Annotated in this window: 24 protein-coding genes and 1 pseudogene; 4 read left to right on the top strand and 21 right to left on the bottom strand. The window is 62.7% G+C overall.

Going from position 1 to position 26,086, the window contains the following annotated elements; all coding sequences use genetic code 11:
- Positions 1 to 14 precede the first annotated feature (14 nt).
- From NKH13_RS14025 to NKH13_RS13965, 13 genes are all read right to left on the bottom strand, one after another.
- On the bottom strand, positions 15 to 1,142 hold the full coding sequence (locus tag NKH13_RS14025) for an ATP-dependent DNA helicase (protein WP_352912842.1): 1,128 nt from the start codon (positions 1,140 to 1,142) through the stop codon (positions 15 to 17).
- Between the two features lie 130 nt (positions 1,143 to 1,272).
- A complete protein-coding gene (locus NKH13_RS14020) occupies positions 1,273 to 1,656 on the bottom strand; it encodes a nitrile hydratase accessory protein (protein WP_502909210.1) in 384 nt (127 codons plus the stop codon).
- Entirely contained in the window at positions 1,625 to 2,284 is a 660-nt protein-coding gene (nthB, locus tag NKH13_RS14015) for a nitrile hydratase subunit beta (RefSeq protein WP_352718962.1), read from the bottom strand. The genes NKH13_RS14020 and nthB overlap by 32 nt, the downstream gene beginning before the upstream one ends.
- Positions 2,281 to 2,886, bottom strand: coding sequence for a nitrile hydratase subunit alpha (gene nthA, locus NKH13_RS14010; RefSeq protein WP_352718963.1), 606 nt, complete (start codon positions 2,884 to 2,886; stop codon positions 2,281 to 2,283). Before nthA ends, nthB begins: the two co-directional genes overlap by 4 nt.
- Before the next feature lie 56 nt (positions 2,887 to 2,942).
- Complete coding sequence (locus tag NKH13_RS14005) at positions 2,943 to 6,101, bottom strand: efflux RND transporter permease subunit (protein ID WP_352912815.1); 3,159 nt, start codon at positions 6,099 to 6,101, stop codon at positions 2,943 to 2,945.
- A complete protein-coding gene (locus NKH13_RS14000; RefSeq protein ID WP_352912814.1) occupies positions 6,098 to 7,348 on the bottom strand; it encodes an efflux RND transporter periplasmic adaptor subunit in 1,251 nt (416 codons plus the stop codon). The genes NKH13_RS14005 and NKH13_RS14000 overlap by 4 nt, the downstream gene beginning before the upstream one ends.
- Positions 7,349 to 7,516: 168 nt before the next feature.
- Complete coding sequence (locus NKH13_RS13995; RefSeq protein WP_352912813.1) at positions 7,517 to 8,113, bottom strand: LysE family translocator; 597 nt, start codon at positions 8,111 to 8,113, stop codon at positions 7,517 to 7,519.
- Between the two features lie 187 nt (positions 8,114 to 8,300).
- The gene (ilvN, locus tag NKH13_RS13990) at positions 8,301 to 8,873 is read right to left on the bottom strand and encodes an acetolactate synthase small subunit (protein ID WP_023676680.1); all 573 of its coding nucleotides are present in this window, start codon (positions 8,871 to 8,873) and stop codon (positions 8,301 to 8,303) included.
- A 66-nt stretch (positions 8,874 to 8,939) separates the two neighbouring features.
- Positions 8,940 to 10,721, bottom strand: a complete 1,782-nt coding sequence (locus NKH13_RS13985) for an acetolactate synthase 3 large subunit (RefSeq protein ID WP_352718966.1) — start codon at positions 10,719 to 10,721, stop codon at positions 8,940 to 8,942.
- A 292-nt stretch (positions 10,722 to 11,013) separates the two neighbouring features.
- A complete protein-coding gene (locus NKH13_RS13980) occupies positions 11,014 to 12,174 on the bottom strand; it encodes a PcfJ domain-containing protein (RefSeq protein ID WP_352912812.1) in 1,161 nt (386 codons plus the stop codon).
- Between the two features lie 219 nt (positions 12,175 to 12,393).
- A complete protein-coding gene (locus NKH13_RS13975) occupies positions 12,394 to 12,921 on the bottom strand; it encodes a GNAT family N-acetyltransferase (protein WP_352912811.1) in 528 nt (175 codons plus the stop codon).
- Positions 12,922 to 12,975: 54 nt separating this feature from the next.
- Entirely contained in the window at positions 12,976 to 13,287 is a 312-nt protein-coding gene (locus NKH13_RS13970) for a hypothetical protein (protein WP_352718969.1), read from the bottom strand.
- Between the two features lies 1 nt (position 13,288).
- On the bottom strand, positions 13,289 to 13,855 hold the full coding sequence (locus NKH13_RS13965) for a helix-turn-helix domain-containing protein (RefSeq protein WP_352718970.1): 567 nt from the start codon (positions 13,853 to 13,855) through the stop codon (positions 13,289 to 13,291).
- A 151-nt stretch (positions 13,856 to 14,006) separates the two neighbouring features.
- Between NKH13_RS13965 and NKH13_RS13960 the strand changes: the two genes are divergently transcribed.
- Positions 14,007 to 15,836: an ATP-binding protein gene (locus NKH13_RS13960; RefSeq protein ID WP_352912810.1), complete on the top strand. Its 1,830-nt coding sequence runs from the start codon at positions 14,007 to 14,009 to the stop codon at positions 15,834 to 15,836.
- A 44-nt stretch (positions 15,837 to 15,880) separates the two neighbouring features.
- Here NKH13_RS13960 and NKH13_RS13955 read toward each other — a convergent pair whose 3' ends face one another.
- The 3 genes from NKH13_RS13955 to miaA form a co-directional block, all read right to left on the bottom strand.
- A complete protein-coding gene (locus NKH13_RS13955; RefSeq protein ID WP_352912809.1) occupies positions 15,881 to 16,267 on the bottom strand; it encodes an ester cyclase in 387 nt (128 codons plus the stop codon).
- Positions 16,268 to 16,396: 129 nt separating this feature from the next.
- Entirely contained in the window at positions 16,397 to 17,191 is a 795-nt protein-coding gene (locus NKH13_RS13950; RefSeq protein WP_352912808.1) for a GGDEF domain-containing protein, read from the bottom strand.
- 104 nt (positions 17,192 to 17,295) lie between these two features.
- The gene (gene miaA, locus NKH13_RS13945; RefSeq protein WP_352912841.1) at positions 17,296 to 18,264 is read right to left on the bottom strand and encodes a tRNA (adenosine(37)-N6)-dimethylallyltransferase MiaA; all 969 of its coding nucleotides are present in this window, start codon (positions 18,262 to 18,264) and stop codon (positions 17,296 to 17,298) included.
- Here miaA and serB point away from each other — a divergent pair.
- Both serB and NKH13_RS13935 read left to right on the top strand, forming a co-directional pair.
- Positions 18,254 to 19,141: a phosphoserine phosphatase SerB gene (serB, locus tag NKH13_RS13940; protein ID WP_352912807.1), complete on the top strand. Its 888-nt coding sequence runs from the start codon at positions 18,254 to 18,256 to the stop codon at positions 19,139 to 19,141. The genes miaA and serB overlap by 11 nt on opposite strands.
- Positions 19,138 to 19,698, top strand: a pseudogene (locus NKH13_RS13935) (GNAT family N-acetyltransferase); the annotation flags it as partial. The gene serB and the pseudogene NKH13_RS13935, both read left to right, overlap by 4 nt.
- Before the next feature lie 58 nt (positions 19,699 to 19,756).
- Here NKH13_RS13935 and NKH13_RS13930 read toward each other — a convergent pair.
- The 5 genes from NKH13_RS13930 to NKH13_RS13910 form a co-directional block, all read right to left on the bottom strand.
- Positions 19,757 to 21,274 (bottom strand): DegQ family serine endoprotease, encoded by a 1,518-nt coding sequence (locus NKH13_RS13930; RefSeq protein WP_352912806.1) that lies wholly within the window; start codon positions 21,272 to 21,274, stop codon positions 19,757 to 19,759.
- 143 nt (positions 21,275 to 21,417) lie between these two features.
- On the bottom strand, positions 21,418 to 22,377 hold the full coding sequence (gene hflC, locus NKH13_RS13925) for a protease modulator HflC (RefSeq protein ID WP_352718976.1): 960 nt from the start codon (positions 22,375 to 22,377) through the stop codon (positions 21,418 to 21,420).
- Positions 22,377 to 23,471: an FtsH protease activity modulator HflK gene (hflK, locus tag NKH13_RS13920; protein ID WP_292664363.1), complete on the bottom strand. Its 1,095-nt coding sequence runs from the start codon at positions 23,469 to 23,471 to the stop codon at positions 22,377 to 22,379. Before hflK ends, hflC begins: the two co-directional genes overlap by 1 nt.
- A gap of 160 nt (positions 23,472 to 23,631) precedes the next feature.
- The gene (locus NKH13_RS13915) at positions 23,632 to 24,150 is read right to left on the bottom strand and encodes a dihydrofolate reductase (RefSeq protein WP_352912805.1); all 519 of its coding nucleotides are present in this window, start codon (positions 24,148 to 24,150) and stop codon (positions 23,632 to 23,634) included.
- Positions 24,150 to 25,160 carry a DUF4424 domain-containing protein gene (locus NKH13_RS13910; protein ID WP_352912804.1) on the bottom strand — a complete coding sequence of 337 codons (1,011 nt, stop codon included), beginning with the start codon at positions 25,158 to 25,160 and terminating at the stop codon, positions 24,150 to 24,152. The genes NKH13_RS13915 and NKH13_RS13910 overlap by 1 nt, the downstream gene beginning before the upstream one ends.
- Positions 25,161 to 25,301: 141 nt before the next feature.
- Between NKH13_RS13910 and cobF the strand changes: the two genes are divergently transcribed.
- Positions 25,302 to 26,075 (top strand): precorrin-6A synthase (deacetylating), encoded by a 774-nt coding sequence (gene cobF / locus NKH13_RS13905; RefSeq protein WP_352912803.1) that lies wholly within the window; start codon positions 25,302 to 25,304, stop codon positions 26,073 to 26,075.
- The last annotated feature ends 11 nt before the right edge of the window (positions 26,076 to 26,086 follow it).

The raw sequence follows: 26,086 nt of genomic DNA, 5'->3' as shown, positions 1-26,086 counted from the left end.
CGGACCAGACAGCCCTATCGGACGATTGTCAGCCGTTCGGCCGCGCGCGTGATCGCGGTGTAGAGCCAACGCTGACGAGTTTCCTTGAATGCCCAGCTTTCGTCGAAAAGCACGATCTCGTTCCACTGCGAGCCCTGCGCCTTGTGCACGGTCAGCGCATAGCCGTAGTCGAAATCATCGAAGCGCTTCTTCTGCTGCCAGGGAATGTCGGCGTCTGGATCCTCGAACGCCGCCTTGAGCAACTTGATCTTGGCGACGCCACGATCCGGATCGTCTTCCTCCGGCGAGACCAGCAGATTGATGCCGGGCTTGACCGTCTCGCGCGACGAGGTCATCACCTTCCACAGCGACCCATTGAGCAGCCCCTTGGCCGGATCGTTGCGCAGGCAGACCAGCTTGTCGCCAGCTTGCGGATAGTCGGCATTGAAGCCCTTCAGCTCGCGCAGCCGCTGGTTATAGCGACGTCGCGTGCGGTTGGTGCCGACCAGCACCTGGTCCGCCTTCAGCACCAATTCCTGGGTGACGTCTTCCTTGCCGATCACTTGCGCCGCGCCATAGTCGCCGCGCATGAACTCGCGGCCCTCGCGCACGTCGAGCGCCAGCCTGATGATCGGGTTATCGCGCGCCTGGCGGTGGATTTCGGTGAGCAGAATGTCCGGCTCGTGGTCGGTGAAGAAGCCGCCGCCGGAGATCGGCGGCAACTGGCCGGGATCGCCGAGCACCAGGATCGGCGTGCCGAAGCTCATCAGGTCACGGCCAAGCTGCTCGTCGACCATCGAGCATTCGTCGATGACGACGAGCTTGGCCCGCGAGATCGGACTCTGCCGGTTGAGCGAAAAAGTCGGCGACATCGAGGTCTTGCCGGTCACCTCGTCCGATACCGATTCCTCGCCCTTCGGCCGGTAGATCAGCGAATGGATGGTGCGGGCATTGACCGCGCCCTTGGAACGCAGCACCTGCGCCGCCTTGCCGGTAAAGGCGGCGAACTGCACCTGGCCGTCGACATGCTCGGCGAAATAGCGCGCCAGCGTCGTCTTGCCGGTGCCGGCATAGCCGAACAGCCGGAACAGCTGCGGCCTGCCGGCTTTCAGCCAGCCGGCCACCGCCTTCAGCGCCTCGTCCTGTTGAGGAGAGAATTCCATCAGCGCGACAGACCGGATTCGCGAGGGAAAGTCGAGTGCCATGCCGTCGCTGCCGACCATGGCGCTGCGACGGATCAGGCTATCAGCGACAAACAGGAACGTAAAGAGAACAACGCCGGGCGACGACAGCTTACCCAGCCCGCTGCGGATCGTTCTCCAGCAGGATCGGCTTGCCATGCGGCGTAGCATGCGCGGCGCGTTCCCAGGCAGCGGCAAGGATATCGACGTCGTTCCTACCGGCAACGCCTTTGGTCGACAGCAGCTTTTCCAGCGCCGCCAGCCAGTGCTCGTAGTAATCGTGACCGTCGCTCGCGGCGCCCGGCCGCTTCACCTCGGTCGACAAGGCGTCCGCCCATTCGCTCCAGGAAAACAGCCCTCTGTCGTGCAGCGCCACTGTGATGGCGAAGGCTTCCGCTTGCCACGGCTCGGCAAACACCGACGCCTCGACACCGGCGGGCAATAAGGCGGCAACTGAGCTAGTCTCACGTCGGTTCAAGATAGCTCTCCCAGGCATCGATCGACACGACAAGTGTCGGATCGGCGCCCTCGCCCCAGATTTCGCCGCCGGTGAAGGCCACCGTATAGACCCATTGCGGGTTTTCGCCTTGGCCGTGCGCATTGGTGTCGGGAAAGACAAAGCCGTCGCGCACGGCCTCGACGACGCCTCGCTTGCCGCGTGCATAGCGCGGCAACCTGGTGTGGCCCGTCGGATGAAAGTTCTTGGTTCGCACGAGGTCGCCCGCCTTGAACCGCGCCGGCGCAGCGACCGGCCGGTCGCAGGGCCCGCCCTTGGCCAGCACCGCCGGAACATCTTTAGCCTTCAGCACCCTTTTGGGTGTCGCTGCCGGATCAACTGGGTTGCCCACGGTCAGATCGCGGTCGCTGACGAAACCATGGCGTTTGAGCAGCACCTCCAGTGCCTTGATCCAGATTTCGTAATAACTCGACGCATAGTAGTCGGCCGGGTGCAGCGATTCCCGCGCATGCCGGCTTTCGTCGATGGTCCAGGCGCCCATGGCGCCGGCGCACAAGGTCACGCCAAGCGCCCGCCTTTCCCAATCGGCATGGAAATAGGGTTCGTCCTGTTCGGGCGCGACCGGCCCGAAACCCATCTGTCCGCCGAGATCCTGCGGCCCGTTCATGCCGGCTCCCGCGCCAACGCCGTGCCGATCATGGCATCGCGTGTCACCAGATCGGCGAGCCGTGCCTCATCCCAGCCCTCCGTGCCCCTGGGCCGCATAGGCACGACCAGATAACGCAGCTCGGCGGTCGAATCCCATACCCGGATTGTCGTCGTCGCCGGCAAGGTCAGCCCGAATTCCTCGAGCACGCCGCGCGGATCGATCACCGCGCGCGAACGGTAAGGCGGCGCCTTGTACCAGACCGGCGGCAGGCCGAGCACCGACCACGGATAGCAAGAGCATAGCGTGCAGACGACGAGGTTGTGCGTGTCGGCCGTATTGAACACCGCCTGCATGTGCTCGCCTTGCCGGCCGGTGTAGCCGAGCGATTCGATGGCCGCCGTCGCATCACGCTTCAGCCATGCGGCAAACCCGGGATCAACCCAGGCCTTCGCCACCACCTTTGCGCCGTTGCGCGGCCCGATCTTGGTCTCGTAGGTGTCGACGATAACGTCGATCGCCGCCGGATCGATCAGGCCTTTGCGGGTGAGAATCGTCTCCAGCGCGCGCACGCGCGCCGCAAAAGGATCAAGCTCGTTGTCGTGGTCGTGATTGTGCGGCATGGCGTCAAATTACGATCGCGGACACCCGGCCGCAAGCACCACGGCTTGGGCCAGCGCTATTCGGCTGCCGCCTTCTGCGGCACCGGTTCTTCCTCGTCGTCGAACAGTGACGGCTGGTCGACCGCCTCGACCGGGCTCGGCTCGCCCCGGTGCCCCGCCCATACGCTGACGAGCCAGCCGGAAAAATGCTCCATGTAGACGTAGATGACGGGCGTGACGAACAGCGTCAGTGCCTGCGAGGCGACCAGGCCGCCGACCACCGCCACACCGAGAGGCTGGCGCAGTTCCGCGCTCGCGCCAGTGCCGAGCGCGATCGGGATGGTACCCATCAGCGCGGCAAGCGTGGTCATCATTATCGGCCGGAAGCGCATCAGGCAGGCCCTGTGGATGGATTCGACAGGGGACATCCCCTCGCGCCTGAGTTCTAGCGCCACGTCGATCATCATGATGCCGTTCTTCTTGACGATTCCGATCAGCATCAGGATGCCGATCACCGCGATCACCGACAGATCCATCCCCGCCAGCCGCAGTGCCACCAGCGCACCGAGCACCGCCGACGGAAGCCCGGTCAGGATAGTGAGCGGATGGATGAAGCTCTCATAGAGCATGCCGAGAACGATATAGATGGTCAGGATCGCGCCGCCGATCAGCAGCCCCTGGTTGGAAAGCGAATCCTGGAAGGTCTTCGCCGTGCCCGAGAAAGTGGTCGAGATCGTCGGCGGCATGCCGATCTTTTCCTTCAGCGCATTGATGTGGCTCACGCTGTCGCCGAGGGCCACGCCCTGCGGCAGATTGTAGGAGATGGTCACAGCCGGAAGCTGGCCGAGCTGGTTGACGGTCAAAGCACCGGCGGTCCGATCGACGCGGGCGAAGGCTCCAAGCGGTACCAGACTGCCGCTGACCGTCCTTACTTTGATCGCCAGCATCCGTTCGGGCGACCACTCGATCTTCGGGTCGAGCTCCATGACCACTTTATAGCTGTCGGCCGAACCGAAGATGGTCGACACCTGCTGGGTGCCGAAACCGCCATAGAGGCTGGAGCGCAACGTGTCGGTATCGACGCCAAGCGTCGCTGCCTTGTCGCGGTCGATCACCAGCGTCGCCTGCAACGCGTTGTTCTGCAGATCATTCGTGACATCGGTGAAGGCGCCATGATCGGCAGCCATCGCGTCCGTCAACTTTTGCGCCCAGACGTTCGTCAGGCCGGTATCGAGGCCCTGCACGGCAAGCTGGTAGGCACTCGCCGAAGAGCGCGCGCCGAGCCGCAGATTCTGCACCGGTTGCATGTAGGTTTCGATGCCGGACACATTGGCAAGCTGGCGCCGCAGATCCGAAAGTACCTTGTCGATGTTCGGTCGCTGGTCCTTGTCTTTCAGCTGCACAAACAGCTGGCCCTGGTTGAGCGCATTGTTTCCACTGCCCGCCGACCAGCCGACATGCGCGACGTAAGGCGAATGGGTGAAGACATCCGCCACTTGCCCCTGAAGCTTCACTATGGCGTCAAACGAAATGTCCTGGCGCGCAATGGTCGTCACCGAGACCTGGCCGATATCCTCCTGCGGAAAGAAGCCCTTCGGCGATATCTGGATCAGCCACACGGACAGCCCGGCGGTCACGAGGAATACAAGGAAAACCAGGAAATTGTGGCGAAGGCAGAATGTCAGCAGCCTGTCATAGCCCCGCATGAAGACGTTTTGCCTATGGTGCTCGCCATGCGCCGCCTTCTGCTCGGCTTTCGATAGTGACAACAGCCGCGAGCACAGCATCGGCGTCAACGTCAGCGAGACGAACATCGACGCCAGGATGGCGACCGTCACCACCACCGCGAATTCGTTGAAGATGCGCCCGATCACGCCGCCCATCAAAAGCACCGGAATGAACACGGCGACCAGCGAGATCGAGATCGATATGATGGTGAAGCCGATTTCGCGGGCGCCCTTGAGCGACGCCTCGAGGGCCGAGAGCCCGTCCTCCTCCATATGGCGGAAAATATTTTCCAGCATGACGATGGCATCGTCGACGACAAGGCCCACCGCAAGCGTCAGCCCCATCAATGAGACGTTGTCGATGGAAAACCCGAACAGGTACATCACGCCCAGCGTGGCGATGAGCGAAATCGGTACCGCCACTGCCGGGATGACCGTCGCCGTCACCCGGCGCAGGAACAGGAAGATCACCATCACCACGAGCGCGATGGTGAGCAGCAGCGTGAACTGCACGTCGTCCACCGCCTCGCGGATCGACGTCGAGCGGTCGTTGAGCAACTGGATGCTCGCCGTCGCAGGCATCTGACCCTCGAAGGAAGGCAGCATCGCCTTGACGCGGTCGACGACATCGACGGTGTTGGCATCCGGCTGGCGCTGCACGGCCATGATGATGGCGCGGGTGCCGTCGTACCAGCTTGCCGTCGTCGTGGTCTCGACCGAATCGATGACGCGGGTCACCTCGCCGAGCCGCACCGGATGGCCGTTCTTGGTGGCGATGATGATGTTGGAGAACCCCGCCGCATTGGTGAGCTGCGTGTTCGCGGTGATTGTCAGCTGCTGTTTGTTGTTCTTGAGCACACCGAGCGGCGTGTTGCTGTTGGCCGAGGCAATGGCCGTTTGCAGCTGGTCGATCGAAATGCCGCGTGCGGCGAGCGCCGTCGGATCGATCTGGACGCGCACGGCATATTTCTGCTGGCCGTAGATCGAAACCTGCGCAACGCCGTCGATCGTCGACAGCGATGGCGAAATCACATTCTCGGCAAACGCATTGAGATCGGTCAGCGGAATGGTGTCGCTGACAAGCGACATCAGCAGGATCGGCGCGTCGGCTGGATTGACCTTGCGGTAGCTCGGCGGGCTGGTCATCTCCGGCGGCAATTGTCGCTGCGTGCGTGCGATCGCCGCCTGCACGTCGGCGGCGGCTGCATCGATGTCGCGGTTGAGCACGAACTGAATGGCGATCGAGGTCGAGCCGAGCGAGTTGGTCGTCGAGATCGAATCGATGCCTGCGATAGTGGAAAACTGCTTGATCAGAGGCGTTGCTACCGAGGTCGCCATGGTTTCCGGCGAGGCTCCAGGCAGCGAGGCCGAGACGTTGACAACCGGAAATTCCGCGCTTGGCAGCGCCGCGACCGGCAGGAATTTGTAAGCAAATAGCCCGCCCAGAATCAGGGCGAACGACATGAGCAGCGTGGCGACGGGCCTGCGGATGCAGAATTCGGAAATCATGGCTGCGTTCCGCCCGTACGGTCAGCCTCGGCGACCTTCGGAGCCGCCTGGTCGCCGGTGCCGGTCGAAGCCTTGCCTTCGCGCACCGCCGCGCCGTTTTTCAGCTTGGTCTGACCCTCGACGACGACACGCTCACCGCTTTTCAATCCTTGGCTGATCGCGGTGTTGGCACCTTCTGTCAGCGCGACCTGCACCGGCCGCATTTCAACGGTGTTGTCCGGTTTGATCACATAGACGAACGGGCCCTTTTGGCTGGGCTGGACGGCAACCGTCGGAACCGACGTCATTTGCGGCATGATGCCGGCATCGAGCACGACATTGACATATTGGCCCGGCCACAGCGAAAGATCGGCGTTGGGCACGCTGGCCCGGGTTGCGATCGTGCCGGAGGCCGTGTCCACGCTGGAATCGACGAAATCCAGCGTTCCCTTGCCGATCGGCTTCGGGTCGCCATCCTTGGTCAGCGTCACCGCACCTTGCTGCGCCGCCGCCAGCGCCTTGTGCAGCAAGGCAAGATCGCTTTCGGGGAGATTGAAGTTCACCTGCAGCGGGTCGACCTGCGTGATCGTCACCAGCGGAGTCGACGTGCTGCTGCCGTTGCTGGTGGTGACGAGGTCGCCGACCGCGACGCTGACCGCGCCAAGCCTGCCGGAGATCGGCGCCCTGATTGTGGCGAAGCCAAGCTGGATTTGGTCTGCATCGATCGTTGCCTTGTCGGCGTCGACGGTGGCCGCGGCGGATTTCTGCGCCGCGACAGCCTGATCGTAGGTCTGCTGTGTCCCGGCCTGCCTGGCGACGAGATTTTTGGCGCGCTGAAGATCGGCCGTCGCACTGGCAAGCAGTGCCTGGTCTTTCGCGAGCGTCGCCTGATCGCGTGCCAGTTGCGCCTTCAACGAGCGATCGTCCAGCGAGAACAGAAGGTCTCCGGCCTTCACCATCTGTCCGTCCTTGACCGCGATTGCGACGATCTGGCTCGAGACCCGTGCGTTGATGCTGACCACGGCAGGAGAGGACACGAAGCCGATGGCATAGCGCCGGACCGGGAAATCGGCCGTCGAAGCGGTGGCGGCAACCACCGAAGTCGAACGCGCGGCATTTGCCGCTGCAGCGGGTTTGTCCGCGGCCGCCGTCGTCTGCCTCGCCGACAGAATCTGCTGAAGACCGCTCCTTGCGCTGGGCGAAAGATAGAGCCACGCCGCGGCAACGCAGGCTGCAGCGATCACCGCAAACACGATCTTTCCGCGCATCGACAAAAGGCCTCTCGATCCGACACGCCGCTATCCGGTGGCCGTAGTCTAGCTCAACTCGCAGCCGATTGCCGCGCTTTTGCCAGATAATAGAGGATGCCGAAGGCGAAAAAGGGCCAAAACCCGTCATTACGAAGATTTAATGTGCAGTGCACAATAAAACGGCAGCTAACGCAGCATCGGCCACAGTGTCGCCGCCAGCATCACGCCCATGGCGATGTTGAACCATTTGAGCCGCACCGCATCCGCCAGGAAACCGCGCAGCGCCATGCCGAAACCGGCCCAGGTCGAAATGCTCGGCAGCATGACGACGGCGAAAGCGGCTGCGATCAGCACCACCGACACAAACGGGCGTTCCGGGTTCGTATAGACGGCCATGGCTGTAATCGCCATCACCCAAGCCTTGGGATTGACCCACTGGAAAGCCGCAGCCTCCATGAAGCGCATCGGCTGGCCCTTCGCCTCGCCTTCGCCGCCGAGCGAGCGCGACACGGCGATCTTCCAGGCGAGATAAAGCAGATAGAGGCCGCCGGCGATCTTCAACCCGGTATGCAGCACCGGAAAGGCCGTCAACACGGCGCCAAGCCCGAGGCCTACGGCCAGCAACAGCACGAGGAAGCCGATGCCGATGCCCAGCATGTGCGGCACGGTCTTGACCAAGCCGAAATTCACGCCCGACGCCAGAAGCATGAAATTGTTCGGGCCCGGCGTGATCGAGGTCACGAAGGCGTAGACCAGCAGGGCAAGGAATGCATCCAGCGTCATAGCTTCCTCCCAATTAAGTCAACACTATTGTCCTTTTACGACCGTCGCGCAAAAGCCACTCCAGGGGCGCAGCCGGGCCAGGCGATCGCGTAGCGACGGAACAGACATGCGGCGCCAGAGCATCTTGCAGCCGAGTGGAATCACTTGGCACCGCAGAAACGCGGCTAAAACAACTGGATACTGGAAGCTACATCCCTTGCGGGCCGCGGTTCATCGCCGCCACTCCGGTACGGCAGATTTCAACTAGCCCGAGCGGTTTCATGATGGCGATGAACTGATCGAGCTTGGAGCCCTTGCCGGTGATCTCGAAGATGAAATGCTCGGTGTTGGCATCGATGACGCTGGCGCGGAATGCATCGGCGAGCCGGAGCGCCTCGACGCGGGCTTCGCCGGTGCCGGCGACCTTGACCAGCGCGAGTTCCCGCTCCAATGGCCGCTCCTGTCCGAATTCCTGCGACCGCACGGTGAGATCGACGACGCGGTGCACCGGCACGATGCGCTCGAGCTGGTGCTTGATCTGCTCCAGCACATGCGGGGTGCCGCGTGTCACGATGGTGATGCGCGACAGGTGCTTTTCGTGCTCGGTTTCCGAGACCGTCAGGCTCTCGATGTTGTAGCCACGTCCGGAAAACAGGCCGATGACCCGGGCAAGCACGCCCGGCTCGTTGTCGACCAGGACCGAAAGCGTGTGGTTCTCTGGTTTTTCCGTCTCCTTGGCGATGAAATAGGCGGAGCCGGTCGGTTGCAACTGTGCGTTCATGACATGAATCTCGATTTCAATCTTTTGCGCTAATCTGCTGTTTTCGCACAGCTTCCTTGAACCAGGCTACACCAGTTCCCTGCCCTTGGCGTCGATAGCGTTGGCCACAGCTTCGTCCGTCGCCTCGTCAGGCAACAGCATCTCGTTATGCGCCTTGCCGGACGGGATCATCGGGAAGCAGTTGGCGAGCGTCGCCACGCGGCAGTCGAACAGGACGGGCTTCTTGACCCCGATCATCTCCTTGATGGCGTCATCGAGCTCGTCCGGCTTGTCGCAGCGAATGCCGTGGCCGCCATAGGCTTCGGCGAGCTTGACGAAATCCGGCATCGCCTCGGTGTAGGAATGCGACAACCGGTTGCCGTGCAGCAGCTGCTGCCATTGCCGCACCATGCCCATATACTGGTTGTTGAGGATGAAGATCTTGATTGGCGCCTCGTGTTGCACCGCCGCGCTCATCTCCTGCATCGTCATCTGCACCGAAGCGTCGCCGGCGATATCGATGACCAGCGCATCCGGGTGCGCGATCTGCACGCCGAGTGCCGCCGGCAGGCCGTAGCCCATCGTGCCCAGCCCACCAGAGGTCATCCAGCGGTTCGGCTTCTCGAAGTGGTAGTGCTGCGCCGCCCACATCTGATGCTGGCCGACCTCGGTGGTGATGTAGGTGTCGAGGTCCTTGGTCAGCGCATAGAGCCGCTGGACGGCATATTGAGGCATGATCACCTCGTGGTTCATCTTGTAGGCGAGCGAATCGCGGGCGCGCCATTTGGCAATCTGCTCCCACCATGGGTGAAGCGCCTTCTTGTCGGCCTTGGCGGTTGCCCGCCACAGCCGCACCAGATCCTCCAGCACACGCCCGACATCGCCGATGATCGGCACGTCGGTGTGGACGTTCTTGTTGATCGACGATGGGTCGATGTCGATGTGGATCTTCTTCGAATTCGGCGAAAACGCTGTCAGCCGCCCGGTGATGCGGTCGTCGAAGCGCGCGCCGATGCAGAGCATGACGTCACAATCGTGCATCGCCATGTTCGCTTCATAGGTGCCGTGCATGCCGAGCATGCCCATCCAGTTCTTGCCCGACGCGGGATAGGCGCCAAGGCCCATCAGCGTCGAGGTGATCGGAAAGCCGGTGAGGTCGACCAGCTCGCGCAGCAGATGGCTCGCCTCCGGGCCGGAATTGATGACGCCGCCGCCCGAATAGATGATCGGCTTCCTGGCGCCGGCCATCAGCTCGACCGCCGCCTTGATCTTTTCCAGATCGCCCTGGACCTTCGGTTGGTAGCTGGTGCGCGGCGCCGTCTGCGGCGGGACATAGATGCCCTTGGCGAACTGCACGTCCTTCGGGATGTCGACGACGACCGGACCGGGGCGCCCTGTGGTTGCCACATGGAAGGCCTCGTGGATCGTTGCCGCGAGCTCGTTGACGTCCTTCACCAGCCAGTTGTGCTTGGTGCAGGGCCGCGTGATGCCGACCGTGTCGCACTCCTGGAACGCATCCGAGCCGATCAGCGAAGTCGGCACCTGGCCGGTCAGGCAGACCAGCGGGATCGAATCCATCAGCGCGTCCTGCAATGGCGTCACCGCATTGGTGGCGCCCGGCCCTGAGGTCACCAGCATGACGCCGGCCTTGCCGGTCGAGCGCGCATAGCCTTCCGCCGCATGGCCGGCGCCCTGCTCGTGGCGGACGAGGATGTGCTCGACCTCGTCCTGCTGGAAGATTTCATCGTAGATTGGCAGAACCGCGCCGCCCGGATAGCCGAAAACATGCTTGACGCCATTGTCCTTCAGCGCCTGCACCACCATTTCGGCGCCTGTCATTTCGCGCCGCTCATTCTGTCCACTGCTCATCGGTCTGGTCCCGTACTGTTCGCCATCGGGCGATTGCTGGTCGTTTAGTCGTGTTTCGGGCAATAAAAAAGGCCCCCGAGGGAGCCTGTGTCTTGCGCATGGGAGGTCATCGCCTGGCGGTTACACCGCCTTGCCCACGCGCTTTCCTACGAGAATGAGTGCCTTTTTCATGGTCGCGGACAATAGAATTGGTTTGACGCCGCTGTCAACGGCGAATGTGCACTTGGCCTGACGTCGGCACATCCGCCCATTGTGCACCCGCGCGGCCTTTCCGCCGCGCGGGTCTTCCGTTTCAGGCCCAGAGCACCACACCCCTCGCCTTGGCCCAGCGCTCGATGATCTTGCGCTCTTCGAGCGAGGCGAGACGATTGCCGAAACCGCGCACCTGCACCGCACGGTTTTGCGGGTCGAGTTCGATCGTCAGCAACCGCTCGATCTTGCCGAGCGCCGAGCGCCGCAGCACCCAGATCGAGGCATTGCCGGCGATGCATTTGGCCGCGTATATCGAGACGCAATGATGCATCGCCCGACTCTCGGCGACCAGATCCTCGGCCGTCTTCAACTGACGGACGAAGAAGCGCTCGCCATGCGCCTTTGCCTCCTTGGTCGACGGCTGCCAGTCCCAGTCGTCGAGGCGCGAGCCGTGCCAGGCGCGACCCTGCGACTGCGTCCCGGCAGTACGCGTGGCCCGCCCGGCAGCGCGGCGGCGCATTGCCTCGATGCGTTCGATCACGGCAATGTCGCGATGCCAGTCCAACATCTGCCGACGCAGCGAGGCGAGCGTGCGACCCTTCACGCTGTACGCCGCATAGCGCTGGTGCACGGCGCTGATATAGTCGCATAGATCGTCGATCTCCTCCTTCGACGCGGGCTGCCCGCAGAAGAACCGTGTCACCTCGCGCCAGAAGGCCAGATCCTTACGTGGCGTGCGCGCGATTTTCGACTTGGCAAGTCGGGCCGCCAACCCGGAATCATCCGTGTAGGACCGGGCGATTGCCACCCAAAATGCCTCGTCGAACGTGAAATCGCCGGGCAAGTTCAAGAAGCAATGCACCTCCTTGCGAGACAGCCACGCACAGGCGCCCGCCTTGTAAGGCGAGTCACCACGCGCCACTGCGATATACCAAGCCTTGCGAAGCGCAATCTCGCCGGCATTCAACCCCGAGCTGTCCAGCCAGATCCCCTCGAGCGCGGCTGTAACCGGGTAGCGCGCATAGAGATGACGCGCCGCGGCCAGCCGCAGCCGCGCGGGGTCGCGCGTCTTCAGCTTTGGACGCCACAGCGCGCCGTCGCGGATCGCCATGCCGGCAAAGCCCCGACGTGCCTCGTCGAGCGCCCGCTCGAAATCCGGAGCGGGACGCGGGACGGGAAAAACCCGCCGCAGCGTTACGGCATATGCTTCAATGCGTTCGCGCTCGGCGTCCTGCCTGCGCTGGATCATGGACTTTGCCATGGCCGTTCATCCTGATTGGAACCCTGTCAGCCGCACGCAATTCCAGCGTCGGCACGGAATGTGTCGATCTGGATCGCCGGGTCATTGACAGGTCTCCTTTCAGGACGACGGATCAGAATGGGCGGCTTCTCTAAGCTCGCCGCCAATTTGACGCAAGAGCTATTCTTTCCACGCCCGCGATGGTTTGACGGGTGTTGCAAAGGTGCATCGTTGTCGCCATCACGGTGTCCGGCCGATGCGTTTCCAGTAGATGAGGGTGCCTGTCAGCCCGCCATGCGGCTTCAGCGCATAATCCGGTATTTCGCCGGCCAGCGTGAAGCCGAGCTTTTCATAGAGGCCGGAAGCCCCCTCCTCTTTTGCAGTATCCAGGACCAACAGCGTGCGGCCTTTCTCCACGGCAACAGCTTCCGCCGCCTCCATCATGCGGGTTGCGATGCCCTTGCCGCGATAATCGAGGCGGGTCATCAGCTTGGCGATCTCGGCCCGGTGCGGCTGGTTGGGAGGGCAGTCGAGCAGCAAGGTGACGGTGCCGACCAGAGCCTCGCGGTTCCAGGCAGCCAGCACCACCCTTTCGCCTCTGGCGGCCGCCTGAAGCGACTTGTTCCAGAAGGCTGCGGCTATCTCCGTCGCCAGCGGGTGCATGAAGCTGACCGAGCCGCCGGCGGGAACCGTCCCGATCAGCAAATCGACCAGCATTTTTTGCGTTCCGTCAGTATTGCTGATCAGGTTGATTTCTACTGAATCCATTTGGTCTCCTCTGTCGCAACGACGGTGAATCGAGCGGCAGCATGATCTGCACCGTCAGTCGAAATGACTGAATCGCTTCCGCTTCCTGGCCCGGCGGATTTCCGCGATACGCTCGGCGTCTTCCTCTTGCAGATGTCGCCCGCGTTCCAGCAGTTCGAGCGTGTATTCCTCATAGGTCAGGCCCAGCCGCTCGGCTTTGTCCAGCCGCATCAGCATGATCTCGCGGCTCGGCACTTTCCATGCCTGGGCATGGGCGGTCCGCCAGGCAAGAAAGACATAGGGGTCGCCCTTGCCCCAGGGCGGACCGTCATAGTCGTCGAGCGGCGGACCACCATTGTCGGAGCGTTTCGGACGGCGCGCCTTCACCTCAGCTCCTGGCCAACGCAACCAGATAGTCGGCGGCGTCCGGCCCCGGAGCGTGAAAGACGCAATCGGATGGCGCGCCGAGCGCCAGGCAGTCGCCGGGTTCGAGCCTGTGAACGATGTCGCCCTCGGTGAATTCCAGCCGCCCGGAGATCAGCCATATCTGTTGCCTGATGAAGGCATAGGACGCCGCCGGGAAACTTACCTTGGCGCCCGCCGGCAACTGGATCCGGATCAGTTCGAGCGGCATGTCGGAGACCGGCGAAAGGTGCCGCCGCACATAGCCCGTAGCCGGATCGCGCCAGACCGGCTGGTCACGTTCGCGAAGCAGGCCACCGCCTTGCAATTCCGCCCTTGCTATCAAAGTGGAAAGCGTCATGCCGAAGGCGGCCGCAATGCGTACAAGAAGTGCCGCCGTCGGGCTCGTCATGCCGCGCTCTATCGTGCTCAGCATGGCTTTCGAGACATCGGACCGCTCCGCCAATTCAGCCAGGGACCAGCTGCGAGCCACCCTTTCGGCATGTATTCTTCTGCCGATGGTCGAGGAAATATCGTTCGCTATATCATCCATTAATCCAATATATCGAAATTTTTCTACGGAGCAACGGCCGTTTCGTCCAGTTTTCGCAAACTCCTTAATGTCCGCTAAACCATCCGGCCTCATCCCACCTTAACCCCGTTCGCCTAGGCTCATCGCTTGGGAAAAGGGGATCGGCCTGTCCATGCTCGTTGAACGCGAAGCCTCCATTGGAGAACCGACTTTGCTGGAGCGCCGCAGGGCGGAGCAGAACGACAAGCGGATTCTAGGCAATGTCGTGCAATGCGACGGCGCGCGCGCCACCATCAGCGCCTATGCCGACGATATCGAAGGCACGGTCACCGGCCTGTGGAGCGTCGGCAAGATGATCTCGATCAATCTCGGCACATCACGAACCGTCGGCCTGGTCTACGAAATCGGCAAGTTGGATCGTGCCTGGAGCAGCGAGGGCCAGAATCCGATCGAGGTCAGCATCGAATTGATCGGCGAGGTGCGCGACGGTGCCGAACCCGGCGCGAAGCCGGTCTTTGACCGTGGCATCACGACCTATCCGCATATCGGCGCCATTGCCCATCGTATCCGCAGCCGCGACCTGCAGGCCGTCTACGATCTCGCCGGGCGTCATTCGATCACCATCGGCACGCTGTCGCAGGACGAGGCCATCGACGCCAATATCGCCATCGACGATACGCTGGCGCGGCATTTCGCCATTGTCGGCACCACCGGGGTCGGCAAATCGACTGCCGTGTCGCTGCTCTTGCGCAAGTCGATCGCCGCCCGGCCCGACCTGCGCGTGCTCATCCTCGATCCACACAACGAGTTCGCCGCGTCGTTGCCCGAATATTGCGTCAGGGTCGATTCGACGACTCTCGACCTGCCCTTCTGGATGTTCAAGCTCGAGGAATTTGCCGAGGTGCTGTTTCGCGGCCGCGAGACGGTCCCGGAAGAGGTCGACGCCTTGCGCGATCTCATTCCCGCGGCCAAGAACCTCTACCGCAATCCGAACTCCGGCAACTACCTACGGCGCAGCACCGACGCGCTGACCGCCGACGCGCCGGTGCCCTATCGCATTGCCGACCTCATCAAGCTGGTCGACGAGCGCATGGGATTGCTGGAAAGCAAGAACGATCGCCCGACCCTCAGGTCACTGAAGACACGTATCGAATCGGCGGCATCCGATCCGCGCTACCGGTTCATGTTCAACTCACGCCTGATCGAGGACACTATCCACGAGACGATCGGCAACATCTTCCGCGTGCCGCATCACGGCCGCCCGGTGACCTGCTTCGAAATGGCCGGCATGCCATCCGAGGTGGTCAATTCCGTATGCTCGGTGCTGGCGCGGCTGGCCTTCGACCTGGCGTTGTGGAGCGAAGGCCGCCTGCGGCTGCTCTTCCTGTGCGAGGAAGCGCATCGCTATATGCCGGCCGATCCGCGCCTCGGTTTCGCGCCGACGCGGCACGCGCTGTCGCGCATCGCCAAGGAAGGCCGCAAATATGGCTGCTATCTTGGCATCGTCACCCAGCGCCCGGGCGAGCTCGACCCGACCATCCTGTCGCAGTGCTCGACGTTCTTTGCCATGCGGCTCGCCAACGAGCAGGACCAGGCGATCATCCGGTCGGCGATCGCCGATTCCTCGGCTTCGACGCTGGCGTTCCTGTCTTCCATGGGCCAGCGCGAGGCCATCGCCTTCGGGGAAGGCGTGGCGACGACGATGCGGATGAAGTTTGAAAAGCTCTCCGAGGATTTGATCCCCGGCACGGCCAAGCGCGAGGACGCCTTGCCGTCCGAAACCGGCGACGAGGTCGACCTCGTGGCGATCGTCGAACGGCTGCGCAACGTGCCGAAATCACAACAGGCAATGCCGTTCGCGGAAGTCGTCGATTCGGGCCGGCAGGCCGGCGATTCGGACTATCGCAAACCGCCAGCCGCACGCACCCAGCGGAACGACGATTTCGACCTACGCTACGGCCTCAAGCCGGCGACCTTCGGGCTACGTCCGCAAAACGAATGAGTCGGGCGACTGTTAGGCAGACCTCATCGGTGCGGCCGCAGATATCAAAGCTGAGCTTCGATGGCTGCCTTGTCTATGACTGACCACACCTGGCGAATTTTCTCTCTCTGAAACTCATAGAATACGTTCTCGGCAAACGAAATTCTCTTCCCGCTTACATCGAGCCCAAGGAACGTTCCCCTTGGCGCGCAGTCGAAGCTTAGCCGGCTCGCTATATAAGGCGGATCGGCAACCAATAGCTGAATGTCGAAGTAAAGGTCCGGAATTTCGTCGAAGTCTCTCACCAACATTTCGAGATAGCCGGACAATCCGAGCTTGCGACCGTTGTGGGTCACTTCATCATGAACAAACCGCCCCAGATTTGGCCAATCCTGCTTGTTCAGGCATGCAATATAGCCCCGGTAAAGATCGGAGAGATCGGATATAGTCACGGAACACCTCTATTCCCGGCAAGCCCCGCAAAGGCAGCATCTCAGCTTGACTGGGTGACATCGGTCTGCGTGCACCGGAAACGCAGAAAACGATACCAGACGGCCAGCATCGAATTCAATGACGGGATTTCAGGCGCAGACGCGGTTGCGCCCTTGCCTCTTTGCCTCATAGAGCTGGCGGTCAGCGCGGCGATAGAACTCCTCGGCGGTTTCCTTGCGGTCCCAGACGGCAAGCCCGACGCTGGTGGTGATCTTCAGTCGGACATTGCCTGTCAGCACCGACATGTTGGCGATCGCCTTGCGGATGCGCTCGGCGAATTTGGATAGCAGCTCGGCGTCCATATTGGGCGTGACCACCGCGAACTCCTCGCCGCCCAGGCGCGCCACCACGTCGTGATAGCGTGTCATGTCCTTGAGACAGTTGGCGACGGCCCGCAACACCTCGTCGCCGACATCGTGGCCGTGGCTGTCGTTGACCTGTTTGAAATGGTCGAGGTCGAGGATCATCAGCCCGACTGGTTTCTCGATGCGGCGGAACTCTTCGAGATATTCCTTCAGCGCATCGTCGAAGTAGCGCCGGTTCTGCATGCCGGTGAGGCTGTCGGTGAGCGCCGCATGCTCCAGCGTCTCCGAGCGCGCGCTGAGCGAAACAGTCATGGCGCGCAGCTTGCCTTCTTCCGTCGCCTGCTTTCGGATCAGCGGATAAATGAAGAAAATGCCGAAGAACAGCGCGGTCGCCAGCAGCACGCCGGTCGCAAACAGCAGCTTGTTGAGATAGACGATTTCATCGAGTTCCGAAGGCGTATTGCGAATGTCGGCGGCCAGGGTTTGCAGGAGCCCATAGGCGTAAAGCGTCACCAGGCCGGCGGCCAGGATCACAAAAATAAAGACGAAAAAGGCTGATTCCGCCTTGTGGAAACGCATCTGCTCCCCGTTGGAAAGTTCCCATCGATTTTATGGCATGCGGGAGCTTACGGACAGTTAACCTGGACAACTTCAACGCGAAATGTCCCCTCGGTGTCGGCTTTTCAGGTTGCGCTCGAAGGAGGGGGTGAGAGCATCGAGTCGATCCCCTCACCAGGACGCAATCTCTGCCATTGCGGGCCCAATTGGTGCCTGAACCAGGTAGCCTGCCGTTTGGCATATTGCCGCGTCGCGATTTTCGCGCGCTCGATAGCCTCGGGAAAACTGATGGCGCCGGCCAGCGCGGCCTGAAGCTCGCGAACACCAATTGCTTTCATCGCCGGCAGGTCGGGATCGAGGCCGAGCGCTGAAAGCTGTTTCACCTCGTCCAGTGCCCCCTTGTCCAGCATGCGATCGAAGCGGGCATCGATTCGCTCCACCAGTGCCGCTCGCTCCGGCTCGATGACGAAAAAGCGCGCGCTGCTCCTGTCGATCAACGGCCGGCCACGCGCGGCCTGCCAGTCCAGGATGGAACGGCCCGACGCGTCGAGCACCTCCAGCGCCCGCACGATGCGCTGGCCATCCGTCGACCTCAGCATCATGCCGGCCGCAGAATCCTCGCGCAACAGGATGCGGTGCAATCTCACCGCGCCCTGTTCCTGGAGCTCGTAGCGCCAGCGATCACGGATCGATTTCGGAATGTCGGGCATCTCCGAGATACCTTCCGTGAGCGCCCGGAAATAAAGCCCGGTACCTCCAACGAAAATCACCTGCCGCTCCGAAAGCGTGCCGTCGTCGATCAGCTTCGTGACATCACGCAACCAGGCGCCCGTGGAATAGGCGGTGGACGGATCGACGTGTCCATAAAGACAGTGGGGGACGCGGGCGAGTTCGGCAGGACCAGGCCGCGCCGTCAGCACGTCGAGCACCGAATAGCCTTGCATGGAATCGGTGTTGACAATGACACCGCCATTGCGCTCGGCGAGGTCGAGTGCGAGCGTCGACTTGCCGCTGGCGGTCGGCCCGGCTATCAGGATCGCGTTCTTCACGCGCCCTTCGCCCGCCTGTCCGCTGGAATTTTCGATGCCGCTGATCGCCACGCTTCTATCCCATCCCGCCGGCCAAGCATTGACGCCGACGCTAGCGAATATGGCCTCGCGGGCGGTCGGCGCAAGCGCTGTTCGCTGGCTGGCCGAAGGCATCGCCTGCGAGCTCGATTTGCCGGAGACCGCCGAAGCTTCCGAAATGACGGCGCGCCTGCATGCCGCACTTGCTTCCGAACCGATCGACGTGGCCGTCCAGCGAGCTGAGAACAGGCGCAAGAAGATCCTGATCGCCGACATGGATTCGACGATGATCGACCAGGAATGCATCGACGAGCTTGCCGACGAGATCGGCGTCAAGGATCGCGTCGCCGCCATCACCGCGCGATCGATGAACGGCGAGATCGCATTCGAGCCGGCCTTGCGCGAGCGCGTGGCGCTGCTCAAGGGTCTTGATGCCGCAATCATCGACCGCATCATCGACAATCGCCTGACGCTGGCCTCCGGCGGCCGCACGCTCGTCCAGACAATGGCGGCCAGCGGCGCCTGGACAGCGCTGATCTCCGGTGGTTTCGACATCTTCACCACCCGCGTCGCAGCATTGCTCGGCTTTCACGAAAATCGCGCCAACCGCCTGATCGAGCAGGATCGCCGCTTCACCGGCTTGGTCGCCGAGCCAATCCTCGGCCGCGCCGCCAAGGCCGAAGCCCTTATCGAGATTTCCGCCCGCCTCCGCCTGACGCCTGCCGATGCCATTGCCGTCGGTGACGGCGCCAACGATCTCGACATGATCCGTCTTGCCGGCATCGGCGTCGCCTTGCACGCCAAGCCGGCCGTGGCGGCTGAGGCAAAGATCCGCATCGACCACGGCGACCTCACCGCCTTGCTTTATCTGCAGGGTTATCGCTGGGAAGAATTTGTCGAATGACGCCGATCCGCACCGAGCGCCTGATCCTGCGCAACTGGGAAGATCGTGACCGCGAGCTCTTCCATCGCATCAATTCCGACGAGCGCGTCATGGAATTCTTTCCGTTTCGCCGCGACCGCGCCCAGGCTGACGCTAAGATGGGGGAGTTGCGCGCGGCTATCGATCGCACCGACTTCGGCTTCGCGGCCGCTGAGATCGCAGCCACAGGTGAATGCATCGGCTTCGTCGGCATAACCGGAACCGATCATTTGCCATTCCTGCCGCCCGGCACGATCGAGATTGGCTGGCGGTTGGCACCAGAATTCTGGGGCCGCGGCTATGTCACCGAAGCAGCCGAAGCCTGGCTCACCTATGGCTTTGAAAGACTTGGCCTCGACGAAATCGTGTCCTTCGCAGTCAAGGATAACAGCCGGTCCACTGCCGTCATGGAGCGCCTGCGCATGACCGCCGACCCGGCCTCCGATTTCGACCATCCCGGCGTTCCGGACAGCCACACCGCACTCAGGCGACATGTCTTCTACAGGCTGTCACGCACGGACTGGCAAGCAAGAAAAAGGCGGCCCGCTAGCCGCCCTTTTTCTTTTCAAGATCAGAGTGTTGCAGGCTCTTCTGGACTCAATCCATCCGGATTGTCACAAACCTCAGCTCGCCGGTCTTCGACGCCAGCATCAAAAGCGCGTTCTTGCGCCCTTGCTCCTTCAGCGCGCCGATCCGATCCATGACGTCCTTGGGCGTCGCGACCGATTCCTGCGCGATCTCGGTGATCACCTCGCCCGGCTGGATGCCGCGTTCGGCCGCTGCCGAATCCTTTGAGACGTCGGTCACGACGACGCCGGAGATGTCGGCGGCGATGCCGAATTTCGTGCGCGTCTCGTCGTTGAGCTCGCCGATCGTCATGCCGAGCACGGCAGCCGTCGAAACCGCAGGCGCCTTGTCGGCATCGTCCTGGTCGGTGTTGCCGTTTTCACCACCGCTGGCAAGCTTCTCGCCGTCCTCGAGCCGGCCGAGCGTCACCTTGACGGTCTGCTCGACCCCTTTGCGCACGATGATCACGTCGACCGCCTTGCCGACCGGGCTCTCCGCCACGACGCGTGGCAGGTCGCGCATCTCATGGATGTCCTTGCCGTCGAACTTGATGATCACGTCGCCGGCCTGGATTGTGCCGTTGTCGACCGGCCCGCCCTTGATGACGCCGGCAACCAGCGCGCCCTTGGCGGTCGCCATGCCCAGGCTTTCGGCAATGTCGTCGGTCACCGGCTGGATGCGCACACCGAGCCAGCCGCGCCGCGTCTCGCCGAACTGGCGAAGCTGGTCGACGACGCCCGAGGCAAGCTGCGACGGGATCGAGAAGCCGATGCCGATCGAGCCGCCCGACGGCGAGATGATTGCCGTGTTGATGCCGATGACCTCGCCGCTGCTGTTGAACAGCGGTCCACCGGAATTGCCGCGGTTGATCGCGGCATCGGTCTGGATGAAGTCGTCATACGGGCCGGAATTGATGTCGCGATTGCGCGCCGAGACGATGCCGACCGTCACCGTGCCGCCGAGACCGAACGGATTGCCGATCGCCATCACCCAGTCGCCGACACGCATCGTATTGGAATCGCCGAACTTCACCGCTGTCAGCTTGTGCCCTTTCGGATCGACCTTCAGCACCGCGACGTCGGTCTTGGTATCGGTGCCGACCAGCGTCGCCTTGAGCGTCACCCCGTCGGAGAAATTCACCTCGATGTCGTCGGCATCGGCTATGACGTGGTTGTTGGTCACCACGATGCCCTGCTCGGCGTCGACCACAAAGCCGGAGCCCAGCGACTGCACCTTTTGTCCGCCGCCGCCCTTGTCGCCGCCACGGTTCTTGAAGAAATCGTCGAAGAAGTCCTGGAAGGGTGAGCCTTCTGGAAGCTGCGGCATCGGCACCGCGCCCGGCCCCTCAGTGCCCTTCACCGTCTGCGAAGTCGAGATGTTGACCACCGCGCCGAGCAGCCCGGCGGCGAGATCGGCAACCGAGGGCGGCCCGTCGGCTGCCACTGTCGGCGTCACGAAAGACGGAACGGCAACGGCGCCGACCAGAAGCGCAGCGGCCCCGGCAATGAACGTCCGCCTCGCTGCACGCAGAAGGGTGGTGGATGTCATCGAAAGGCCTCCGGGTGTTCTAAAAAAGCGCTTCGGCAAAAACGCCGCGTCGCGTCATGTTGGCAAGAAATAAGGCACGTTTGCGGCTACGGCTACCGCCAGAGGATAAATCCTCCGTTACGCCGGCTTCCCCTGCACCGGCCCTACTGGCCGGTGCCCGGCTGTGCCGCTGGCGCGGCGGGAGCGGCCGGCGCTGGCGGTGGTGCCGGTGCCGCAGGCGTTTCCTTGCTGTCCGGGTCGCGGAAGAAGCGGAAGAACTCGGAATTCGGCGACAGCACCATCGTCGTTCCGGTGCTGTTCAGCGCAGTGCCATAGGCATTCATCGACCGATAGAAATCGAAGAAGGCCGGATCGCGCTGATAGGCCGCGGCAAACGTGGCACTGCGCTGGGCTTCACCTTCACCGCGCAGGATTTCAGACTCTTTTTGCGCTTCCGCGACGATTTCCACCACTTCGCGGTCGGCGCGAGCCCTGATCCGCTGCGCTGCCTCATTGCCTCGCGCCCTCAGCCGCTCGGCTTCGGCGAGACGTTCGGCCTTCATGCGGTCGAAGGTCTGCTGCGAGACTTCGGCCGTGAGATCGGTGCGGCGGATGCGGACATCCTCGATCTGCAGGCCAAGCGAGGTGGCATCGGGCCTCAGTTGATCGCGCACCTCGCGCATCATTACGGCGCGCTCTTCCGAAAGTGCCGCTTCGAAGTCGCGCAGGCCGTAGACGCGGCGCAAGGCGGCGTCGAGACGCGTCCTAAGCCGGGCCTCGGCCAGTTCGATCTGGCCGGAGACCGCGGCGCGGAATACGCGCGGATCCGAGATACGATAGGCGATAAAGGCATCGACCTCATAGAACTTGCCGCCCGAAACCTGGACACGGATATTGTCGAGGTCGAAGCGCAGGACCCTGTTTTCGATCAGCTGCACGGTGTCGGCATCGAAGAAGGAGAATGGAGCCTTGAAATAGATGCCCGGCTGGTTCTTGACGTCGACGATTTCGCCGAACCTGAGCACCAGCGCCTGCTGGCGCGCATTGACGACGAAGACCGACGAATAGAGCAGGAACAGGATGACCGCGGCGATGACCGCAATGACGGGAAGACGGTTGGCCATCACTGGTTTCCTCCGGTGGCCGGTGCCGGCGCCTTCTGCTGCAATGCCGGCAGCGGCAGGTAGGGAACGACCCCTTGCCCGTTGCCTTGCTCGACAATGACCTTGCTCGAATCCTTCAGCACCCTCTCCATCGTTTCCAGGTAAAGCCGCTTGCGCGTCACTTCCGGCGCCTTGGCATATTCGTCATAGACCGAGATGAAGCGCTGCGCCTCGCCTTCGGCCTCCTGCACGACCCGGTTCTTGTAGGCGGCCGCGTCTTCGCGGATCTGCGCGGCCGCGCCGCGCGCCTGGCCGAGCTTCTGGTTGGAATACTGATTGGCCTGCTCGACGAACTTGTCCTCGTCCTGTTCGGCGCGCTGCACCTCGTCGAACGCGTCTGCCACCTCGCGCGGCGGCGCGGCGTCCTCGATCGAAATGGCATTGACGTTGAGGCCGGCCTTGTAGCCGTCCAGCGTCGTCTGGATGATCTCACGCACCGACGCCGCAATGCCTTGCCGGTCGTCGCGGAAAATGTCCTGCGCCGGGCGCCGGCCGACCGCTTCACGCATCGCGCTTTCGGCGACCTGCTGCAGCATGCCGCCCGGGTCGGACACGTCGAACAGATAGGCCTTCGGGTCGGAAACCTGATAGGCCACAGAGAATTGCACGTTGACGATGTTCTGATCGCCGGAAAGCATCAGACCATTGCCGCTGGTGCTGCCGCCACCGATGCTGACAAGCTGCTCGGCGATGTTGGCGGTCTCGACCGTTTCAATAGGCCACCAATGGAAATGCAGGCCAGGCTGCGAGAGTTCCGCCTTCGGCTTGCCGAACCTGAGCTCCACCGCAACTTCGTCGGGCTGCACGGTGTAGACCGCCTTGAACGCCCATAGCACCACCAGCGCCGCAGCAATCAGCCCGAACACGGCCGGGCTCGCGCCACCGCCGCCCGGCAGCGCGCGCCGCAACCTATCCTGCCCGCGCCGGATGATATCCTCGAGATCGGGAGGCGAGCCCTGCGGGCCGCTGGGTCCCTTGGGTCCCTGTCCCCAAGGTCCCTGATTGTTGCCGCCGCCCCACGGGCCGCCGCCGCCGCTCTTGTCGTTCCAGGGCATGAATGTCCTTTCGCTTGGAATTCCCTCAAGCGCCGGCTCGCCGGCGCAAAATCCAATATTATTCTTCTATAGGTATGCAACGGCACGCTTTCAACGCGATCGGCTGCCGTCACAGTCCGCCTTTGGGTCCATTTAGACCTGTCGCGACGCTTTGTCGTCTTCAATTCACGTCGCGGCGCCGCTCGTAAACCGAATAGCGTGTCGCATGGCTGTCCTTTTGGCCAGCCTCCACCTCCTGCGAGCGGACGATCCGCCACAGCGCCGGGTCGATCGGCGGGAAATGGGCGTCGCCGTCGACCGCGGCCAGCACATGGGTGACGTGCAGCCGATCGGCCAACGGCAGCGCCTGAGCGTAGATCTCGCCGCCGCCGATGACGCAGATCTCGTCCGCGCCGGCCATGCAGCGCCCGCGCACCGTCGCCAGCGCGATCGCGTCCTCGATCGAGTGCGCGACTTCGACGCCCTCGGCGCGCCAGGCCCTGTCCCGCGTCACCACGATGTTGAGCCTGCCCGGCAATGGCCGGCCGATGCCTTCATAGGTCTTGCGGCCCATGATGATGGGCTTGCCCATTGTATCGGCCTTGAACCGCTTGAGATCGGTGGAAAGCCGCCACGGCAACCCACCCTCGCGCCCGATCACGCCATTCTCGGCGATGGCTACATAAATCGCGAGGTCCATCAGCCGCCGTTCCCGCCATCGGATGGCTCCAGCAGCAATATGTCGATGTCGTGCTCGGGGTAGAAGTTCTGCGCCTTCATCTCGAACGTCGTCGGTCCGACCTTCCTGACGTTTTCGCCGCAAAACGAGACCAGGTTCTTCGGATCGCCCTTGTCGACGGTCAGCTTGAACGTGCCGATGTTTCCCGACGCCCAGTTGCCGCCCGTGGTCAGGATATAGGCGATGCGGTTCTCGAAATATTTGGGGTAGCCGTCGGGATCGTCCTTGGCTGCCTTGCGCACGGCGTTCTCGAACGTGCCATCCATGCAGTAGCGGGTCTTGTAGGCGGCATACTGGCCCTGGAACTGGCCGTCATAGAAGAAGCTGACCGAGGAGGTGCCGCCGACGCTCGGCTTGTAGCGATGCGAGACATGGACAGCCTTGTTGGCCGGAAAGGTCGAGCGCCACCAATAGGTTGAGCGCAATTGCCAAAACGGCGTGTAGACGGTCTTCATGCCCGAACCGTCGTCGGCGGTGTCCTCGATGATGATGCCGCGATTGACCCAGTCGTCGGCGACCGCTTGCGGCAGCTTTGCCAGCGCGGCCTTGGCCGCATCGCCGAACGGATAGAACGGCACGCCCTGCGCCTTCAGGTCAGCACCGATATCGATGCCGAGTGCGAACACCTTCTGCTCGAGCTGCGGCTTTGCCGGCACCCCGTCGATCGTCACTTCGAAGCCAAGGAAATTGTCGCTCTGCGCCTCCGGAATTGCCGGTATTTCTTCGGGGTCGCCTTCGATGTCGGGCATCGGAAAGGCGACGATCGCATCGACATCCTTGTCGGTGTTGTTGCGGAAGACGTAATCGACCGCCACCTTTTCCGGCGAGATGTAGAGATCCTCGCTTTCCATCGCCACCGCATCGCTGCGCGACAAGATCAGCCCACCGGTGCCGAGCTCGGCGACCGAATCATTGGCGAGTGCGGGCGTAGCCGAGAGCGCCAGCGCTGCGGTCAGGACGTAACGGAACATGGAAACTCCCCCGGCGAGAATGCCAACATGACTCTAGCCGTTCAATGTGGCGTTTCAAAGCCTTTCGGCAAACGCGCCAGCGCCTGCCGGCATGTCATGTCGGTCTAGACACGCCGATCCCGATCGGGCAGGAGTTCGCCCATGCGCAAGCTTCTTGTCATCGGCATCGGCGCCGGCAATCCGGAGCACATGACGGTCCAGGCCATTAACGGCCTCAATCGGGCCGACGTGCTGTTCATTCCCGACAAGGGCGCCAAGAAGAACGATCTCGCCGAATTGCGCCGCCAGATCTGCGACCACTTCGTCATTAATCCGAACTCGCGCCGTGTCGAATTCGAGGTGCCGGTGCGCGCCGAGCCGGCGCCTTCCTACCGCTCGACCGTCGGCGACTGGCACGAGGCGATCGCCGCGATCTACGAAGGCCTTATCCGCGGCGAACTCCCCGAAGATGGTTGCGGCGCCTTCCTGATCTGGGGCGATCCTTCGCTCTACGACAGCGCGCTGCGCATCCTCGAGCGCGTGCGCCTCAGAGGCAATGTCGCATTCGAGCTGGAGGTCATTCCCGGCATCACCGCCATCCAGGCACTCGCAGCCAGCCACAAAATGGCATTGAACCGCATCGGCGACGCCATTTTGATTACCACCGGCCGCCGGCTCGCCGAGGAAGGTCTGCCCGAAAACGTCGGCAGCACCATCGTCATGCTGGACGGAAAATGCGCCTTCAACACGCTGGACGACAAGGACGTCACCGTCCACTGGGGCGCCTATCTCGGGACGCCCGACGAGATCGTCATCTCGGGCCGGATTGGCGACGTCGGCGACAAGATCGTGAGCACTCGTGAGGAGGCCCGTCGGAAAAAAGGCTGGATCATGGACACCTATCTGCTGCGCAAGCCGGGCGAGCCTGAGGAGTAGCAGGGATCGAG

Origin of the sequence: Mesorhizobium sp. M1348 (genome assembly GCF_040317925.1) — a bacterium.
In the GTDB taxonomy this organism is placed as follows: Bacteria; Pseudomonadota; Alphaproteobacteria; order Rhizobiales; family Rhizobiaceae; genus Mesorhizobium.
Note: the sequence above shows the minus strand (reverse complement) of the source record. Positions and strands in the feature narration are given on the sequence as shown.